Below are 19,294 nucleotides of genomic sequence, written 5' to 3' on the forward strand. Positions count from 1 at the left end.
TTCCGCTCGCGAAATTCGCGTCGGGGGCCCGTGGTCACTCGTCCGCGAGCAGGTCTGGCCGACGGTCCCGGGTGCGTTGCGTCGCCTGGTCGAGCCGCCACTTCGCGATGTTGGCGTGGTGGCCGCTGAACAGGATCTCGGGCACCTCACGGCCCCGCCACTGCGGCGGCTTGGTGTAGTTGGGGTACTCGAGCAACCGGTGCTCCGGCGAATGGGATTCCTCGACGAGCGACTCGGGGTTGCCGACGACGCCGGGCAGCAGCCGCACGACGGCCTCGGTGATCGCGAGCGCGGCCACCTCTCCCCCGTTGAGCACGTAGTCGCCGAGGCTGATCTCGACGAGTTCGTAGTGCTCGGCGCAGTGGTCGATGACGCGCTGGTCGATGCCCTCGTAGCGCCCGCAGGCGAACACCAGCCGCTCCTTGCCCGCCAGCTCGTAGGCCAGTGCCTGGTCGAACCGCCGCCCGGCGGGCGTGGTCACGATCACCGTCATCGGCCGCGGGTCCGCCTCCTCGAGCGCGTCCAGCGCCTCTCCCCACGGCTCGGGCTTCATCACCATCCCGGCCCCGCCCCCGTAGGGCGTGTCGTCGACGGTGCGGTGCCGGTCGTGGGTCCAGTCGCGCAGGTCGTGGACGGCCACGTCGATGATGCCGCCGTCGATGGCCTTGCCCACCAGCGAGAGCTGCAGCGGAGCGAAGTAGTCGGGGAAGATCGTGACGACGTCGAGCCTCATTCGACGTCCTCGAGCAGCCCGTCGACATCTGCCAGCTGCAGGAAGCCGCCGGCCACGTCGACGGTGGGCACCAGCGCGCTGACGAACGGGACCAGGCGTTCCTCGCCGTCGACGTCGAGCTGGAGCACGTCCTGCGCGGGGAGGTGCAGCACCTCGCTGACGGTGCCGCGTTCGGCGCCGGTGTGGTCGCGCACCACCAGCCCCACGAGGTGCCGGTCGAAGTACTCGTCCTTCTCGCTGGGCAGTTCGGCCTCGGGCACGTGGTCGTAGAGCAGCTCGCCGGTGAGCTGCTCCACGGCCGTGCGGTCCGGCGCCTCGGCGAACGACACGATCAGCTTGCCGCGGTTCCACCGCACCGACGCCAGCGTCGCGGGGCGACGCTTGTCCCCCATTCGCAGCGTGCCGCCGGGCGCGAAGCGGCGGCCCGGCTCGTCGGTGCGCACGTCGACGAACACCTCCCCCCGGATGCCGTGGGCGCGGCCGATCCGGCCGACGATCACTTCGATGTCGCTCATGTGCTTCCCCTCATGGATGGGCGATGCCCCGGGACTGGTGAGTCCCGGGGCATCGATCGGCTTGGGCTGATGTCAGCGGCGGCGGGGCCGGTCCACGTCGACGAAGTCGACCCGGACGCTCTCCTTGCCCGCCAGCGCAGCGACGACGGTGCGCAGCGCCTGGGCGGTGCGGCCCTGGCGGCCGATCACCTTGCCCACGTCGTCGGGGTGCACACGCACCTCGAGCAGACGGCCGCGACGCAGGTCCTTGTCCCTGACGGTCACGTCGTCGGGATTCGACACGATTCCCGCAACGAGGTGCTCCAGGGCCTCAGCAAGCATGCTCACGCCTCTTCGGCAGGAGCCTCGGCATCGTCGGCCGGGGCTTCCTCGGCGGCCTCTTCGGCCGGGGCCTCGGCGGCAGCAGCCTCGTCAGCAGCCTTCTTGGCGGCATCCTCTTCGGCCTTCTTCTTGGCCTTCGAGATGGCCGGCGCGGTGGCGCCGGAATCCTCGGCGAGGGCGGCGGCGAACGCGGCGTCGCGGTCACGCGGCTCAGGCTGCGGCAGGACGCCGGACGGCGAGTCCTCGCCGGTGAACTTCTGCCAGTCGCCAGTGCGCTTCAGGATGGCGACGACGGCCTCCGTGGGCTGGGCGCCGACGCCGAGCCAGTACTGTGCGCGCTCGGAGTCGACGCGGATGAGGCTGGGCTCGTTCTTCGGGTGGTACAGGCCGATCTCCTCGATGGCCTGACCGTCGCGCTTGGCGCGCTCGTCGATCACGATGATGCGGTAGTGGGGCGAGCGAATCTTGCCGAGACGCTTCAGACGAATCTTGGTAGCCACGTGTGTGGTGTCTCCTGTTGTGTGTGCCTCAGGGAGGCTGTGTCGAAAGGTGTCGAGCGACGTGTGGGGCACGTTGCGCGGGAACCATGGGGTCCTGCCGGGCGCGTGAGAGGGCACGCCTGGACGAGGTGCATCCGACATTCTGCCAGAAATCGGCCTCCTCGCCCAAACATGCCGCCCCTCGACCCGCTCAGTAGCCCGAGAACTCCTCGGTGCGGATGTTGTCCTCGTCTGCGCCGGCCTCCATGAGCAGGGTGCGCATGGCCTTGACCATGCCGGCCGGCCCGGAGAGGTAGAAGATGGGCGCCTCGAGGTCGGGCACGTGCCTGCGCAGCATCGCCTCGTCGATGCGGCCGGTCTCCCCCGGCCAGTCCTGCGGCGGGTTGGACAGCGTCTGCACGTAGGTGAAGTTCGGGTTCACCGAGGCGAAGTGCTCGAAGTCGGCGACGAACGGTGCAGCCTCCGCCCGGTCGTTGGCGTGGATGAGGGTCAGCCGGTGCCCCGTCTTGTCGTGCGTGGCCTGCGAGATCATGCTGCGCACGGGTGTGACGCCAATCCCGCCGATGAGGAACACGGCCGGGGTGGTCTCCCTCCTGTGCAGGGTGTAATCGCCCCAGGGGCCGTCGAAGTTCACCTCCGAACCGATGGGCATGCTGCGCAGGACGCGCTTGAAGGCGCTGTCGCGCAGCCGTGTCGCGACGACGAGGTCACCCTCGTGCGGTGCATGCACCAGGGAGAAGGCCCGGGTGTTGCCCTCGTCGTCGGACTCCGGCGGATCGACGAGGATGAAGTCGCCGGCTTGGCCGGCCCGGAATTCGAATCCCTCAGGCTTCTCGAAGTGGAAGGCCATGGTGCCTTCCGCCACGAGCTCCCTGCTGACCAGTCTCAACTTCTCGACCATGAACGAGCCTCCGATCTTTGGCCCATGCTATTGCCGCAATCCCCTGGTGAACAGGGCGAAAGGGTGAGCGGAAGGGCGAGACCGCCAGGGGCGGCGCGAGCGCCTGCCCCTGACGGTCTCCCGAGCCTCCGGTGCCACCGGGTTCATCACCGCAGCGACGGGTCCCCGAACAGCACCATGTTGTTGAACACCCAGCGGTTGGCCTGGCTGAACGTGTACCCACCGTCGGCCTTCGCCGTGGCCGAGTACACCGTCGTCCACGTGTACGAACGGCACGCGCCACGACCCGTGGCAGCCGTGTCACACTCCGTCCTCCACTGACGCCCAGCGGAGCTGAACACACCATCGGTGGTCGCACCCAGGTCACCCAACGGATTGCCCGTCCACGCCTGACGCGTCATGTACGGCAGGTACGTCAGGTTGTTGAACGACCACCCGGACTTCCGCATGAACCGACCATCCTCGATCACCACGACGGTGGCCCAGATCTCGGTTCGGCACCGCACCGTCTGCGAGTAGTCCTCACACTGCGTGAACCACTGCCGACCATTCACGTCGTGAGTGCCGGGCAGGGTGTAGGGCGCGGTGCGCTCGTACTTCGGCTTCGCCGGGGTCGTCGTCGGCTTGGCCGACGGCCGAACCGACGGCGATCTGGTCGGCTTGGGCGAGGTTGACGGCGACGGCGACGCCGAAGGCGAGGTCGACGGCGAAGGCGACACCGACGGCGACGGCGACGGCGACGGCGAGGGCTTGCTCGTCACGGTCAGGGTGAACGTCCGGATCGTGGCATTGCCCGACGCGTCGGTCACCGTCACGCTCACCGACGAGGTGCCCACCGTCGTCACGGTGCCCGTGATCAGGCCCGTGGCGCTGATCGACAGCTCGTCGTTGCCGGACACCGCGTACGTCAGGCCCTGACGATCCGTGGCCGAGACCTGGATCGACAGCGTGGTGCCCTCCTCGACGGACCGGTCGGTGATGGTGGCCAGCACCGGCTTGGTGGTGTCGGACACCGCGATGGTGAAGGTCTCGGTGTCGGTGCCGACCGCATTGGTCGCCGTGACCGTCACCGTCGCCGGGGAGGCCGTCACCGTGGTGGGCGTGCCCGAGATCCGGTTGGTCGCGGCACTGTACGTCACCCCCTCCGGCAGGCCCGTCACCGCGTAGGTGATGGGAGCGGTGCCGGTTGCGGCCGGGGTCACCGGTGTGATCGACGCGCCGAGCTCCACCGCCTGGTCGCCGATCGCAGCCAGGATCGGGGCCTCGGCGGCCGGCTTCACCGTCAGCGTGAACTGGCGCGTGGCGACGTTGTCCGACGCATCGGTCACCGTCACCGTCACAGTGGAGGTGCCTACCGTCGTCGCCGTGCCAGTGATCAGGCCGGCAGCGCTGATCGACAGGTTGTCGTTGCCCGACAGCGAGTAGGTCAGCGATTGGGCGTCCGTCGCCGCGACCTGCACCGAGACTGCCGAGCCGGCCACCACGGTCAGGTCGGCGATCGCCGCCACCACCGGGTCGGTGGTGTCCTGCACGGTGAGCGTGAAGGTGTCGCTGGCCGCTTGGTCATCGGCATCGGTCACAGTCACGGTGACAATGGTCGCGCCGACTGCGTTTGGCAGACCGGTGATCAGGCCGGTGCTGCTGATCGACAACGCAGGGTGACCAGAGACCGCATAGGCGATCTCCGCCCCGGTCGCGGTGGCCTGCACCGAGACTGCCGAGCCCAGTTCCACCGTCACGTCGTCGACGGCGACCGTGGGGGGCTCGAGGGTGCCGGTGACCTGGATCCGGACGGTGGCCGTGGTGGTGCCGTCCGTGGCGCTGAGGTTCGCAGCACCCGCCGCCTGATCGGCGGACACGGTGAGGACGGCAGCGATCGTGCCATCCGCCGCAGCCGTGACGACCTGCGTCGCGGTGCCCAGGGTCACCGTCACCGAACTGCCTGCAGCGAAACCTGCACCCGAGATGGCCAGCGAGCCGCCCGGGTCGATCGTCGTCGGTGTGACCACGAGCTTCGCGCCCAGCGCCACGTCCTCGAGCACCTCGGGCGTCTGCGCCTTGAGCCCCGCGACCGTGAGCTCCGCGGCGTGCGCCCAGGGCTGGCTGGTCCCGTTCGGGCTCTTCACGGCCGACAACGACCTCAACTTCAGGTAGCGGGTGATGACCGGCTGGTCGAAGACCACCGTCTTGGCGGTCCCGTCGGTCACGGCCCAGGTGCCCTCAGCCACCTTGGTGTAGGCCGCATCGGTGGGCTCTGCGAAGCTGGTCTGCCGCAGCTCGGCCTCGGTGCGTGTGCCGAAGGACCCCGTGCCTGTGTAGATCTCGTAGCCCGCGATCTGCCCGTTGCAGATGGGTGGGGCGACCGAGCCGCCGCACTCCGACGTATTGCGCGGCAGGTAGGTGAACGAGGCCACCTCCTGCTCGCTGCCCAAGTCGATCACGACGTGGTGCGGATGCATGGGATTCGTGCCGCTCCACTGCGTGTGCCAGAACGTAGCCGCATTCCCGTCCACAGCGGCGGTCACATAGCCGTTGGGTGAGGCCAGGCCACCTTCCTGGGGCTCCGCCGAGTCCCAGGCCACCGCGCCGGCGATCGTGCGGACCGACGGGTCGGTCAACGCGACGGTGAAGCCCACCGTCGAACTCTTGCCATCGAGAGCGGTGACCGTGGCGGAGATGGTGCCCGACGTTCCGGCCTGGGGCGCGCGCAGGGTCACGGTCGCGCTCCCCTCCCCGGGCGAGAGCCACTGCTGCGACGGGGATACCTGCCAGCCCTCCGGCACGTCGACGCTCAGCACGCTGAATTCGAGGATGTCGGTGGTGGTGAAGGTGATCTCCGCGTCCGTGGACCAATGCATCGACGCAGGTGGATTCTCCACTGCCAACTTCGGTGCGACGCCCACGCTCAGCGTGAACGTCGCGGTGGACTGGTTGCCGGCGGGGTCGGACGCCGTCACGCTGACCTCGAAGAGGCCCTGCTCGGTCGGGGTACCGATGATGGCCCCGGAGGTCTCCATCGTCGCACCGGCCGGGAGACCGGTCGCGGTGAACGTGATCGGCGCGTTGCGGTCCTCGGCGCTGATAGTGATGTCCACGGCGCTGCCGAACTCGATGAAGGTGTCGCCCACCGGCGCGATCGCCGGTCCGGTCACGTCCGTGGACAGTGCATGCACGGCCAGTCCCGAGGCGTTGCCATAGGACCCGGTGCTATCAGGGCGCGTGAAGGACTCGATGATGGCCAGACGGGCGATCTTGCCCGCCACCGGCTGGTCCAGCGTCACCGACTTCGTGGCGAAGGTGGCCGGCCAGGCGCCGGAGGCCACCGTGGTGAACGTCGAGCCGTCGGTGGAGACCTGCCACTCGTACTTCGTGACGGTGCCGTTGCCCACTTGGGTCGCCCCGGCGATCTGGCGTGGCGTGTAGTCGAAGCGCTGCATCTCGACGACCTCGGGGGAGGTGACCTGGATCCAGTGCGGCGGGGATGCGGGGCTCGGGTTGTAGGCCGTGTGCCAGAAGGTGGCCGGATCCTCGTCCAGGACGGTGGCGGCGCGGCCGTTGACCGGACCCTCCCCGCTGGTTTCCTGGCTCGAGGCCTGGGCGGTCCACCCGCTCGGCGTGAGCTTGGTGGTCACCACCACGTTGAGGGTGAACTCGGTGGTCGTGACGCCCTCGCGCCCGTCATCGACCGTCACGGTGACGGGGTAGACGCCCTCGGCCGGGGAAGAACCTGAGATCAAGCCCGTGGCGGGGTCGATGGTGACGCCGACGGGCAGGCCCGCGGCGCTGTAGGTCAGCGCGTCACCGTCCTCGGCGTGGACAGCGATGTTCACCGCGGCGTTCCGCTCCACGAAGGTGGTGGGGATCTCTGTGACCAGCGGCGGCACGTTCTCCTCTGTGACGGTGAGCGGTGCCCATCCGATGATGGAGCCGGTGGTGCTGCGGAGTTCGACGGTGTACGCATCTGGCGTCACGCTGAGGGGCACCAGGACACGCGCCGCGATCTGCCCGTCGGCGGGCTTCATCCAGCCCACGTTGGTGCGGGCACCGGCGTCGTCGGTGATCGTGACGAAGCTCCAGCCGCCCGGTGCGTCGGGCACCGTGAGGTGGCCGCCGGCAGGGACCGTGAGCGAATTGCCGTTGAGCAGGTGGTTGAAGGTGGTCGCCGTGATGTCGGGCAGGTTCGTGGGCGCGGCAGTGGGTGCACCGTCGCCAGGCGGCGGCGCGAACACGTTGATGTCGGCCGCCGTGGTGAAACCGGCGTAGCCTCCTGTGGGCGCGTAGAGCCTCAGGTAGCGGGCGGTCACCGGCTCGGTGAAGTTCACCGTCTTGGTGGTGTTGGTCATGTCCCAGGTGCCCGAGTTGATAGTGGTGAAGTTCACACCGTCGTTGGACGTCTGCCACTGGTACGCGCCGAGAGTGCCGTTGCCATTGGTCTGGGTACGGGGGACGTAGTCAACCCGGTTGAAGGTGGTGGCCTCGCCCATGTCGATGGTCAGCCAGTGGGGCGCAGCAGTCTTGCTGGGGTTGTACTGGGTGTGCCACATCGTGGCGCGGTTGTTGTCCAGCACGTTGCTGGCGCGGCCATTCTCGCCGTTGACCTCCTGGCTGTTGGCGGTGGCCACCCAGATGGTGGCGTCCAGGCGGCCATCCGACGGCGGCGGGGTCGCCGTCGACGCGGTGATCGCTGCGTTGGAAGCCTTGGCCTCGAACAGCAGTGTCTGGAACGGCTGCAGCTCGAACGTATAGGGGCGGAAGACGTCGGCGGTGAACGGGGCGGCGTCGCCGTCGCGCTCAGTGAACGTGTAGCGGGTGGCCTGGCCAGCAGGCAACTCGAAGGCGGTCGCGGGGTTGACCGTGAACGTCTTGGCCGAGGCCGTGGGGTTGCGGAGCATGAGGACGCCCTCGCCGTTGTTCTTCGGCCACCAGGAGGCGGAACCGTAGACGCCGGCCATGGGGTCGGCGCCGATCATGCGCGCGGAGGTGAACAGCTGCTCGTTTTCGCGGGCCCACTTGGCGTAGTCGGCCAGGGTGTCCCACCACTCCACGGCCCCGGCCTTCTTGGCGTCGGAGCCCGTCGTCGGATCCACCTCGGTCGAACGCACGTAGAGCTCCTGCAGGCCGAGGCCCATCGCGAAGTAGGTCTTGATGGCGCGCTTGGCGTCGGCCAGGACCTCGGGCTTGCTGAGGTCGGTGTCGAAGTCGAAGTGCTGCGTGTTGGGGCGCGGCGAGAAGATCAGGCCGTGGTTCATCAGGCTCGTCTCGGGGAAGAGCCGGTTGCGCTTGGTGAAGTTGCGGTACTGCTCCTTGTCGCGGTACGTCATGTACTTGTCGGTGGACGAACCGGGCGTGTTGCTCCAGTCGTTGGAGCCCTGCAGGATGGCGTCGCCGCCGTCGCGCCAGATGGAGTCGACGTACCACAGCCAGTAGGGCGAGCCCCAGGTACCGACGGTGGCGTTGACGAAGACCTCCTGATCGTGGGCGCGCATGTCGTCGAGGAGCTCGAACATGGCCTCGTAGTCGGCGAGGTAGTTCAGGTTGACGCCGGTCTGGTAAAGGCCGCCGCCGATGCCGTCGAACTTGAAGCCCTGCACGCCGTTGTTGTCCATCATGTCGAACACGACGTCGCGGAAGTGCTGCCCGTAGCGTGCGCCCGCCAAGGAGAAGCCGGCGGCGTTGCGTTCCATCTGCTCGCCGGCGGGCTTGGAGGCGTTCAGGTCCCTTCGGCGCGAGGCGGAGGGGTCGTAGCCGCCGAACGGCGACATCCACACCGACATTGACGCGTCATAGCTGTCGGCGATGGCCTTCTGGGGCGCGAAACCCGTGGGGTACTGCGTGGGGTCGAACGACCACACCTTGAGGTTGGTCTCATCGGCGACCGCGGGGTCACGCAGGTAGTCCCACCCGTCGTCGACCCAGAAGGAGTCCAGCTTGGCGCCACGGGTCGTCAGCTCGCGGCCGAAGAGCTCCATGGACTTCTTCAGGTTCTCGCCGTTGACCATCAGCGGGTACTGCACGGTGCCGGCGTTGGGCTTGAGGTCGTACCAGGACTGGTAGTGCAGGTAGGTGCGGCGCTCGTGCGCCCGCTCGCGCTCCACGTAGTACTGCGCGGACCTGCGGAGCTGGCCGGGGTTGCTGACGCCGTAGACAACGGTGCCCTCGATCGTGGAGTTCGCCGTGGCGGAGTACGTGCGGCGCGATGGCACCACCTGACGCACGACGTCGTCGGCGCCGATGCTGGTCTTGGCCATGGGGTGCTCCACCGAGGTGAAGAACGTCTCGCGGGTGTTGATCCCCGAGGCGACGGGAGACCCGTCCACCGGCGAGGTGGTGCGCGCGTTCGGCAGCGTGACCTCGAGCAGGCCGATGTTGAGCGGGGCGGTGCCCGACGGCCCGACGGAGCCGGCGGTGATGTCCGCCTTGAGGTGCTGGCGCACGTAGTTGGCGTCCTGGCGCAGTTCCGCCGTCCAGGTGACGTTGGCGGCGAATCCGTTGGCGTGCGTGGCGGTGTAGGTCACCGTGACCTGCTTGCCCGGCAGCGTCTGCGCGATGCGACTCGAGGCCGCATCGGGCGCGAGGTCTGACACCACCGGTGCGCCGGTGCGGGTCCAGGTCAGGGCGCCGAGGTCCGTGGTGGCGTTGGCCGAATGCAACAGGCGGCCCTGGTCGATGGCTTGGTTGGCCCCCGTCGCCTTGTTGAGGAAGGTGGTGACGTCGGGCACGCCGGTGACGTCGAAGACGACCTTGAGGGCACCGTTCTCCAGCGTCACCACGTCCCCGGCCGCGGTGACGTTCGCGACGCCGGGGATGGGGCCGATGAACGCCACGCCTGAAGTCTCGGCGTAGGTGGGGAGCGGGGCGAGGGTCGCCGGGATGGGCTCCGGCGCGGCCTGGGCCGTAGGGGCTGCGTAGCCGCCGCTGGCCAGGAGCGCCAGGGACGCCAGCACGCTGGTGACGCGAGCGAGTGTGGGGTACGAGTTCACTGAGGTTCCTTCTCGCAGGGGATCATCGTTGACCCTGCGCCGAACATTAGGACTGTTAGCGCTATCACGGAAGGAGATGATGAACGCGAGTGAGCGGTTCTCCGGAGGGGGCACCTATGATCGGCCACGTGGAGATCAGCGCCGACGCATTCGAGGACCTCGTCGAGGAGGCGCTCGAGATGCTGCCAGACCACCTCACAGAGCACCTGGACAACCTCGTCTTCGTCATCGAGGACGAGCCGGAGGACGGGTCGGACACGCTGGGGTGGTACGAGGGCACGTCGCTGACCGACCGGGGCGAGACTTACGGCTTCGGGCAACTGCCCGACCGCATCGTGCTGTTCCAAGGCCCGCTCAGCCGACTCTGCGAGACGGAGGACGAGTTGTACGAGGAGATCTGGATCACGCTCGTGCACGAGCTGGGCCACTACCACGGGATCGAGGAGGACTCCCTCCACGACCTCGGCTGGGGGTAGTGGCCGGTCAGCCGCAGACGGCCGACAATTGGCCGGCGAACGCCAACGGCTGCGCCGCGCCGCAGAACGCCCGGCTGACGGCCGGCACCACGCCCGCCCCCTGCTCGACGGCGGGCGCCTGCCCGAAGGCACGCTCGGCGCCCAGCAGCGACTCCCACGCCGAAGGCATGCGCACCGTCTCGACGCGGGTGTCGTCGGGGTCGAGTCCGGCGGCCCCGGCGGCATGCCGGAAGAACTCGTCGCGGCCCATGACGTCGTCGATGAGCCCGTGCTCCATGGCCGTGGCGGGGTCGAACATGAACGCCCCGAGCTCGTCGACGATCTTCGCGGCGGGGATGTCGCGGTGCTCCGAGACGTGCGACACGAAGGCGTCGTACTCGACGTCGAGGCCGGCCAGGTAGTGCGCCCGCTCCTCCTCGCTCATCGGGCGGAACGGGTTGCCGAAGTCCTTCCCTGTGCCCGCGCTCAGGTACTCCTGCGTGATGCCGCCAGTGGTGGTGACACCGGATTCGAGGAGGCTGCCCGTGGTGCCGACGACATCGTTGAACTGTGTGAACGGGCCGAAGATGACGCCGATGGAGCCGATCATCGTGCCGTGGTCGGAGACGATCTCGTCGGCCGTCGCGGTGGCGTAGACGCCACCCGAGGCCGACATGGACGTGACGTGCACCAGGACCTTCTGGCCGGTGCGCTCCTGATACCGCTCCACCGCGTCGCTGATGGCCTTGGACCCGCCGATGCTCCCGCCCGGCGTGTTGACCAGCAGCACCACGGCCGAGGCGTCATCGGTGGTCAGTTCGTCGATCTGGGCGGCCACCTCGTTGCCGTAGGTGCCGGCGGAGAACACGGCGCCGTCGGACGCGTCGGACATGATGGGGCCGCTGACGGGAATGGCCCTGATCCTGCCTTCGCCCTGGCCCCACAGCGTCGTCAGGGAGGTGGTGGCGGAGCCGGCCGCCGTCGGGGTGAGGGCTGCCAGCCCCACCACCATCGCGATGGTGGTCACCACCGACGTCGCCAGCAGCATGGCGCCGAGCCCCAACCCGATGCCCATGCCGTTGCCGAAGCCGCGGGCGAACCCTCCGCCCGGCGCGGGAGGTGGCGGCGCCATCCGGGGCTGCGGCTGGGGCCGCTGGCTTGGTCGCGACGGCGAGGCAGGGGTCTGGATGTCGGCCCCGCGGTCCTGCGGTGCCGGCGGGGGGAAGTTCTGGCGGTTGTCGTTCACTGCGTGCTGCCTCCTGGTCGAGCCACAGCCACCCTAGTCGAGTGCGGGTCGGGTAGATTCGGGGCCAGTCGTGAAGTGACATGGGAGCCGGATGGGGGAAGAGCACATGAGGACAGTCATCCGTTGGGGTGCGGCGCTGATGGCCGCGCTCGTCGTCCTGGCCGGCCCGGAGACCGTTGCGTGGGCCGACTACCCGACGCCGAAGCCCACCACGCGCAGCGGCCAGCGCATCGTCGACATCGTCGACGGCTGGAACCAGATCTTCCCCGGCTCCGTCGACGCCTGGGAGCTCAACGGCACCGCAGCGCACGTGGCCTACCTGGACGGTTCGGTGCTGACGTGGCCGAGCATGCAGGAGGACCTCCGCACGAAGATGCGCAACGTCGGGGCGTCGAGCGTGAGCTTCGCCCCCGTCCGCATCGCCTACACCGCCGTCGAGGGCGCCATCGACGCGCTGGAGTCGCGCTACGCTGCCCAGTTCGCCTCGGGCGCGCTGGCCGCGATCTACCCCACCCCAGGCGTGACGCAGCGTTCGATCCAGGTGGCCGGCGAGAGCGCCGGCGTCGCGCTCCTGCAGTCACAACTGGGCACCTCGTACCAGGGCATCCCGGTCGTGTACCGCGTGGGCGCCCAGCCCGCGCCGGCAGGGCTCGACGTCTACGTCACCCCCGGCATGCACCTGCTCAACGGCCGCGAGTGGCGCACCCGCTGCGAGCCCTATTCGCAGACCGAGCGTTGCCGCACGGAGATCAAGGCCACCACCATCACGCTCCGCGACGGCACCTACACGCAGAGCACCGGCTGGGTGTTCAACAACCTCACCTACGCCGCGTCGCCGCGGTCCCTGTGGCGCACCAACCCCCTGGGTTACACCACGCAGTGGTCGGCGGCCGATTCGCGCCAGTGGCGAACGGAGTGCGACACCGCCCTCACCGGCCGCAACGCCTGCCGCTCGTTCGTGATGTCGACGTTCATCGCGTTGGAGGACGGCCGGTTCGTGCAGCGCACGGACTGGCAGTTCAACAACATGGTGCGCTTCAGCTGACGACCTCGCCGCGCAGCACCAGCGCCAGTGGGCGGCGGATGGTCTCGGCGCTCACCCTGGGGTCGGCGTCGAGCACGATGAGGTCTGCGCTGGCGCCGACGTCCAGCGCGTCGGCACCCAGCCACTCGCGGGCCCCCCAGCTGGCCGCCGCCACGGCGAACCCTCGGCCGCCAACCCCTGCCAGCGCATCGATCTCGTCACGGATGCGGCCGTGCTCGACGACCGTGCCGGCGTCGGTCCCCGCGTAGACCGGCACGCCGGCCTCGATGGCCTTGCCGATGGTCTGCCTGCGACGGGCGAACAGGTCGTGCATGTGCGCGTGGTAGGTGGGGAACTTCTCCCTGGCGGGCTCGGCGTACATCGGGAAGTTCTCGAGGTTGATCATCGTCGGCACCAGGGCCGTGCCGCGCCGGGCCATCTCCTCGATGCCCTCGTCGCTGAGCCCGGTGCCGTGCTCGATGCAGTCGATGCCGGCGGCCACCAGTTCGTGGACGGCCTGTTCGCCGAAGCAGTGCGCCGTCACCCGGGCGCCCTCCTCGTGCGCGGCCTCGATCGCCAGCGCGGCGACGTCTGCCGGCCACAGCGGCGCGAGGTCGCCGACGCCGCGGTCGATCCAGTCCCCCACCAGCTTGATCCAGCCCTCGCCGGAGCGGGCCTCGTGCCGCACCTGGGCGACGAGCTGCTCGGGCTCCACCTCGGCACCGAGGTGGCGGATGTAGCGCTTCGGCCGGGCGATGTGGCGGCCGGAGCGGATCAGCCGAGGCAGGTCGGGCTCCCCATGCACCCATCGGGTGTCGGACGGCGACCCGGCGTCGCGCACCAGCATCGTGCCGGCCCGCAGGTCAGCCGTCGCCTGTTCCCGGGTGGTCTCGGCGCTCACCGCGCCCTCGACCCCGAGCCCGAGGTGGCAGTGCGCATCCACGTAGCCCGGGACGACGAACGCGTTGCGCGCGATGGTGACGGCGTCGCGCACGGGCTCGTCGGTGAGCACCCCGTCGACGATCCAGAGGTCCCGGGGCTCCTCCTCCGGCAGGAACGTGCCGTGGACGTGCAGCGGCTGCGCCATGGTCAGAACTTCGGCTTGTTCTCGTCGAACATCTTCTGCAGCTCCGGTGGCAGCTGGAAGTCGTCCATGCTCTGGGGCACCTGCGGGGCCTTCGGCTGCGCGGCCGGGCGGTTGGCGCCCGCGGGGCGTGCGGTGCCCCGGCGGCCCTTCTTGCCCTTCTGGTTCTGCTTGGGCTGCTGCTTGCGGGCACCCGGCATGCCGGGCATCCCGCCGGGCATGCCCGGCATCCCGCCCATGCCGGGGAACCGGCCGCCGGCCATCGACTCCATCATCTTGCGGGCCTCGACGAACCGGTTGACGAGCTTGTTGACGTCGGAGACCTCCACGCCCGCACCGCGGGCGATGCGGGCGCGGCGTGACCCGTTGAGGATCGCCACGTCGTCGCGCTCCTTCGGGGTCATCGAGAAGATGATGGCCTCGATGCGGTCGATCTCCCGCTCGTCGATCTCGTTGATGGCCTGCTTGAACTGGCCGGCGCCCGGCAGCATGCCGAGGATCTTCGACATCGGGCCCATCTTGCGCAGCTGCTGCATCTGGGAGAGGAAGTCCTGCAGGCCGAACTGGTTCCTGCTCATCAGCTTCTCGGCCGCGGCGCGCGACTGCTCGGCGTCGAACGTCTTCTCGGCCTGCTCGATGAGGGTCAGCACGTCACCCATGCCGAGGATGCGCGAGGCCATCCGGTCTGGGTGGAACATGTCGAAGTCTGCGAGGGCCTCGCCGTTGGAGGCGAACATGATCGGCTTGCCGAGCACGCGGGCGATGGACAGGGCGGCACCACCGCGCGCGTCGCCGTCGAGCTTGGTGAGCACGACGCCGTCGACGCCGACGCCCTCGTCGAACGCCTTGGCGGTGTTGACGGCGTCCTGGCCGATCATGGCGTCGACCACGAACAGCGTCTCGTGGGGGGTGACCGCGGCCTTGATGTCGGCGGCCTGCTGCATGAGCTCCGCGTCGACGCCCAGCCGGCCGGCGGTGTCGACGATCACCACGTCGTACAGCTTGGCCTCGGCGTGGGCGATGGAACCGCGCGCGACCTCGATGGGATCGCCGACGCCGTTGCCCGGCTCCGGCGCGTAGACGTGGACGCCGGCGCGCTCACCGACGATCTGGAGCTGCTGCACCGCGTTGGGGCGCTGCAGGTCCGCCGCCACGAGCAGGGGGGTGTGCTTCTCCGACTTCAGCCACCGCGCCAGCTTGCCGGCAAGGGTGGTCTTGCCCGCGCCCTGGAGGCCGGCCAGCATGATGACCGTCGGCGGCTTCTTCGCGAACCGGATGGGCCGGGCCTCGCCGCCCAGGATGGCGACGAGCTCCTCGTTGACGATCTTGATGACCTGCTGCGAGGGGTTCAGCGCCTTGGACAGCTCCGCTTCGAGCGCGCGCGTCTTGACCGCGGTGACGAACTCCTTGACGACGCCGAGGTTGACGTCGGCCTCCAGCAGCGCGATGCGGATCTCGCGCATCGTGGCGTCGATGTCGGCCTCGGTGAGGCGGCCCTTGGAGCGCAGCCCCTTGAACACCGATGCGAGCCGGTCCTGCAGAGTGTCAAACACTGGGTCAATCCTTCATGGTCGGAGGCAACTGCATCAGGATACCCAACGGCGCTGGATCCGGGTCCCGCCGCTCCCCGGGCCGGCTGCCCGGGAGCGTGCGGGCAGCTCAGTTCGTCGGAGGGCCCCACGCCCGCCGCCTGTGGATAACCTTCCGGGCCTGTCGGGGGTGGGGGGCAGGATGGGTGCCATGAGCGACGAAGCACTCAGCATCCTGCGTCAACTGACCGGCCGCCCCGAGGCGCAGTTCCATCCGGGGCAGCGCGAAGCCATCGAAGCCCTCACCGAGCACGGCCGCCGCGCGCTGGTGGTCCAGCGCACGGGCTGGGGCAAGTCCGCCGTCTACTTCATCGCAGCCCTCATGCGGCGCCGCGCCGGTCACGGCCCGGCCCTGATCATCTCGCCCCTGCTCGCGCTCATGCGTGACCAGGAGTCCGCCGCCGAGCGGGCCGGGGTGCGCGCCGTGGCCATCAACTCGGCCAACGTCACCGAGTGGTCGCAGATCGAGCAGCGGCTGGCAGAGGATTCCGTGGACGTGCTGTTCGTGTCGCCGGAACGCCTCGTCAACCCCCGCTTCCGGGCCGAACAGCTCCCCCGGCTGATGGAGCGGGCCGGCCTGCTGGTCATCGACGAGGCGCACTGCATCAGCGACTGGGGCCACGACTTCCGTCCCGACTACCGGCGGCTGCGCACCCTCATCGAGGACCTGCCCGACGGCGTGCCCGTCCTGGCCACCACCGCCACCGCCAACCAGCGCGTCGTCGATGACGTGGCCGAGCAGATGGCGGCGGGTGGGCACGAGGTGTTCACCCTCCGCGGCGCGCTGGCGCGCGAGTCGCTGCGGCTGGGGGTGCTCAGCCTGGGCACCTCCTGGCGCCGGCTCGCCTGGCTCACGCAGCACCTTCCGGACCTGCCGGGAAGCGGCATCGTCTACTGCCTCACCGTGGCGGCGGCCGAGGACACGGCCGCCGCCCTGCGGGCCGCCGGCCATGAAGTGCTGCCCTACACCGGGCGCACCGACGCTGCGGAGCGCATGGCCGCGGAGGAGGCCCTCAAGAACAACGAGGTGAAGGCGCTGATCGCCACCTCGGCGCTGGGGATGGGCTTCGACAAGCCGGACCTGGGCTTCGTGGTCCACCTCGGGGCGCCGTCGTCGCCCGTGGCCTACTACCAGCAGGTGGGTCGCGCAGGGCGTGCCACGGACCACGCCGACGTGTTGCTCCTGCCCGGGGCGGAGGACCAGGAGATCTGGCACTACTTCGCCACCAACGCGATGCCCACCCAGGCCAAGGCAGGCGCCATCCTCGACGCCCTGCAGGGCGAGGGCCGGCCGCTCTCGACACCGGCCATCGAGGCCCGCGTCGACATCCGCCGCTCCCAGCTGGAGTTGTTGCTCAAGGTGCTGGCCGTCGACGGCGCCGTGCAGGCGGTGCAGGGCGGCTGGGAGGCCACGGGGCAGCCATGGGTCTACGACCAGCAGCGCTACGACCGCATCGCGGCAGCCCGCGTGGCCGAGCAGAAGGCCATGCTGGAGTACCAGCGCCTCCCGGAGGGCGCGTGCCGGATGGAATTCCTCACGGCGGAGCTCGACGACCCCTCCTCCTCGCCATGCGGCCGGTGCGACACCTGCGCGGGGGTCTGGTACCCCACGGACGTCGACCTCCAGGCGGAGGCGCAGGCCCGCTCGACGCTCGACCAGGTGGGCGTGGCCATCGCAGCCCGCGGCCAGTGGCCCAGCGGCCTCGAACAGCTGGCCGTGACCAACGGGGACGGGGCGGCGCCGAAGGGCCGCCTGTCGCCGGCCGAGGGCCTCGCGGAGGGGCGCGCGGTCGCCCGGCTGACTGACCTGGGCTACGGCAACGCGCTGCGGGAACTGTTCGCGCCGGGGCAGGACGGCCGTCCGGTCGACGCCGAGGTCCCGGCGGAACTGGCCGGCGCCTGCCTCCGGGTGCTGAAGGAGTGGAACTGGGCGCAGCGTCCCGTGGCAGTCGCGTGGCTGCCCTCGGTGTCCCGGCCCCGCTTGGTGGAATCCCTGGCCCTGGGGATCGCGCGCGCCGGCCGGTTGCAGCCACTGGGCCCCCTGGACCTCAACCCCGACGCCGGCCCCCTCGACAGGTCGACCAACAGCGCGTTCCGTGTGCGCGACCTCTGGCATCGGTTCCGCGTGCCCACGCAGATGGCGCAGGCGCTGCCGCAACTGGAGGGGCCGGTCCTCCTCGTGGACGACCTCGCGGATTCCCGCTGGACCCTCACCGTGGCCGGGCGCCTGCTCCGGCGCGCGGGTGCCCCCGAGGTGCTGCCGTTCGCGCTTGCCACCGTCGGCTGATACCACCGCGCGGGCCACGCGTTAACGGGGCCTGCCCTTCACAGGCGGGTGCTGCCCCAGTAGCCTTCCAGAGACAGGTCCAGCCTTTAAGTCAGGACAAAGGAGGCCGAAGTGCTGATCGGCATTCCCAACGAGGCTCCGGAGGCGCGAGTCGCCGCCACGCCGAGCACGGTCGCGCAGTTGCTGCGCCTGGGCCACCGCGTGGCGGTGCAGTCGGGCGCGGGCGCCCGTGCGTCGATCCCCGACGGCGCCTTCACCGAGGCGGGGGCCGACGTGGTGACCGCGGCCGAGGTGTGGCAGAGCGACGTCATCGCCATGGTCGGGGCCCCCACCCCGGAGCAGACCGCGCTGCTGCGGCAGGGCCAGACCGTCGTCGGCTTCCTGCACCCACGCACCGACCTCGGCCTGACGGAGGCGCTGGCCGCCCGCGGGGTCACCGCGCTCAGCATGGACATGGTGCCGCGCATCTCGCGCGCCCAGTCGCTCGACGCGTTGTCGTCCATGGCCAACATCGCCGGCTACCGTGCCGCGATCGAGGCCGGTCACGCCTTCGGCCGGATGTTCGGCGGGCAGGTCACCGCGGCGGGCAAGGTGCCGCCCGCCAAGGTCTTCGTGATCGGGACGGGCGTGGCGGGGCTCGCCGCCGTCGGCGCCGCACGCAACCTCGGCGCCGAGACCTTCGCCACGGACGTGCGCCCCGAGACGGCGGAGCAGGTCGAGTCCATGGGTGCCCGCTTCCTGCACATCGCCACCGCCAAGGAGGTCTCCGCCGACGGCTATGCGAGGGAGTCCACCGGCGACGACGCCGCCAAGGCGGCCCTGCTGTACGCGGAGCAGGCCCGGACGGTCGACATCATCATCACCACCGCCGCCATCCCCGGCCGCCCCTCCCCCAAGCTGATCACCGCCGACATGGTGGCCAGCATGCGGCCGGGCAGCGTGATCGTGGACCTCGCTGCCGCGGGTGGCGGCAACTGCGAGGTGACCCGCCCCGGCGAGACGTACACCACCGACGGCGGCGTGACCATCATCGGTTGGACGGACCTCGCGTCGCGGCTGCCCGGTCAGGCGTCGCAGCTCTACGGCACGAACCTGGTCAACCTGTTCAAGCTCCTCACGCCCGGGGCCGACGGCGAACTCACGCTCGACTTCGACGACGAGGTGCACCGCCAGATGACGGTGACGCGCGACGGCGAGATCACCTTCCCGCCGCCTCCCATCCAGGTCTCGGCAGCACCCGCAGTGGCGGCCCCCGCCGCCGTCCCGGCGCCGCTCCCCCGGGTCACGCCGCCAGACCAGTGGGCCCGGTTCAGGAGGCTGATGCTCGTGGCCGCCGCGTGGCTCTTGCTGGCGCTCGTCCTGCCGGGTGGCTTCCTCGCCCACATCCTCGTCTTCGGCCTGGCGTGCGTGGTGGGCTACTACGTGGTCTGGGGCGTCCAGCCGGCCCTGTACACCCCGCTGATGAGCGTGTCCAACGCCATCTCCGGCACCACCATCGTCGGCGCCATCACGCAACTCACCAGCCCACTGCTGCACGTGCAGCTGCTCGCCTTCGTCGCCATCGTGCTGGCCGGCATCAACTGCGTCGGCGGCTTCGCCATCACCCAGCGGATGCTGGGACTCTTCTCCCGGTCCGACGCACCCGCCAAGGAGGCCTGA

General features: G+C 69.9%; 13 protein-coding genes. 4 read left to right on the forward strand and 9 right to left on the reverse strand.

Going from position 1 to position 19,294, the window contains the following annotated elements:
• Window positions 1-34: 34 nt before the first annotated feature.
• The 6 genes from trmD to ABEA30_RS03700 all read right to left on the reverse strand — a co-directional run bounded on the left by trmD (window position 35) and on the right by ABEA30_RS03700 (window position 9,950).
• The gene (gene trmD / locus ABEA30_RS03675) at window positions 35-733 is read right to left on the reverse strand and encodes a tRNA (guanosine(37)-N1)-methyltransferase TrmD (RefSeq protein ID WP_345579141.1); all 699 of its coding nucleotides are present in this window, start codon (window positions 731-733) and stop codon (window positions 35-37) included.
• Entirely contained in the window at window positions 730-1,248 is a 519-nt protein-coding gene (gene rimM / locus ABEA30_RS03680; protein WP_345579143.1) for a ribosome maturation factor RimM, read from the reverse strand. The genes trmD and rimM overlap by 4 nt, the downstream gene beginning before the upstream one ends.
• A gap of 72 nt (window positions 1,249-1,320) precedes the next feature.
• Window positions 1,321-1,569, reverse strand: a complete 249-nt coding sequence (locus ABEA30_RS03685) for an RNA-binding protein (RefSeq protein WP_345579145.1) — start codon at window positions 1,567-1,569, stop codon at window positions 1,321-1,323.
• Window positions 1,570-1,571: 2 nt separating this feature from the next.
• Window positions 1,572-2,069 carry a 30S ribosomal protein S16 gene (rpsP, locus tag ABEA30_RS03690; protein ID WP_345579147.1) on the reverse strand — a complete coding sequence of 166 codons (498 nt, stop codon included), beginning with the start codon at window positions 2,067-2,069 and terminating at the stop codon, window positions 1,572-1,574.
• A gap of 190 nt (window positions 2,070-2,259) precedes the next feature.
• Window positions 2,260-2,970 (reverse strand): ferredoxin--NADP reductase, encoded by a 711-nt coding sequence (locus ABEA30_RS03695; protein WP_345579149.1) that lies wholly within the window; start codon window positions 2,968-2,970, stop codon window positions 2,260-2,262.
• A 146-nt stretch (window positions 2,971-3,116) separates the two neighbouring features.
• Complete coding sequence (locus ABEA30_RS03700) at window positions 3,117-9,950, reverse strand: discoidin domain-containing protein (RefSeq protein ID WP_345579151.1); 6,834 nt, start codon at window positions 9,948-9,950, stop codon at window positions 3,117-3,119.
• Window positions 9,951-10,066: 116 nt separating this feature from the next.
• Between ABEA30_RS03700 and ABEA30_RS03705 the strand changes: the two genes are divergently transcribed.
• Window positions 10,067-10,426 carry a metallopeptidase family protein gene (locus ABEA30_RS03705; RefSeq protein WP_345579153.1) on the forward strand — a complete coding sequence of 120 codons (360 nt, stop codon included), beginning with the start codon at window positions 10,067-10,069 and terminating at the stop codon, window positions 10,424-10,426.
• A gap of 7 nt (window positions 10,427-10,433) precedes the next feature.
• On the opposite strand, the gene ABEA30_RS03710 is transcribed toward ABEA30_RS03705, so the two are convergent.
• On the reverse strand, window positions 10,434-11,651 hold the full coding sequence (locus ABEA30_RS03710) for a S49 family peptidase (protein WP_345579155.1): 1,218 nt from the start codon (window positions 11,649-11,651) through the stop codon (window positions 10,434-10,436).
• A 106-nt stretch (window positions 11,652-11,757) separates the two neighbouring features.
• Here ABEA30_RS03710 and ABEA30_RS03715 point away from each other — a divergent pair, with 106 nt between their 5' ends.
• Entirely contained in the window at window positions 11,758-12,696 is a 939-nt protein-coding gene (locus tag ABEA30_RS03715) for a hypothetical protein (RefSeq protein WP_345579157.1), read from the forward strand.
• On the opposite strand, the gene ABEA30_RS03720 is transcribed toward ABEA30_RS03715, so the two are convergent.
• Complete coding sequence (locus tag ABEA30_RS03720) at window positions 12,689-13,762, reverse strand: amidohydrolase family protein (RefSeq protein WP_345579159.1); 1,074 nt, start codon at window positions 13,760-13,762, stop codon at window positions 12,689-12,691. The two genes, ABEA30_RS03715 and ABEA30_RS03720, sit on opposite strands and share 8 nt — an antisense overlap.
• A 2-nt stretch (window positions 13,763-13,764) precedes the next feature.
• On the reverse strand, window positions 13,765-15,312 hold the full coding sequence (gene ffh, locus ABEA30_RS03725; protein ID WP_345579161.1) for a signal recognition particle protein: 1,548 nt from the start codon (window positions 15,310-15,312) through the stop codon (window positions 13,765-13,767).
• A gap of 178 nt (window positions 15,313-15,490) precedes the next feature.
• On the opposite strand from ffh, the gene ABEA30_RS03730 reads away from it, so the two are divergent.
• Both ABEA30_RS03730 and ABEA30_RS03735 read left to right on the forward strand, forming a co-directional pair.
• Window positions 15,491-17,635, forward strand: a complete 2,145-nt coding sequence (locus ABEA30_RS03730; RefSeq protein WP_345579163.1) for a RecQ family ATP-dependent DNA helicase — start codon at window positions 15,491-15,493, stop codon at window positions 17,633-17,635.
• A gap of 111 nt (window positions 17,636-17,746) precedes the next feature.
• Window positions 17,747-19,294: a Re/Si-specific NAD(P)(+) transhydrogenase subunit alpha gene (locus ABEA30_RS03735; protein ID WP_345579165.1), complete on the forward strand. Its 1,548-nt coding sequence runs from the start codon at window positions 17,747-17,749 to the stop codon at window positions 19,292-19,294.

This window comes from Tessaracoccus lubricantis (assembly GCF_039544535.1).
Taxonomy (GTDB): domain Bacteria; phylum Actinomycetota; class Actinomycetes; order Propionibacteriales; family Propionibacteriaceae; genus Arachnia; species Arachnia lubricantis.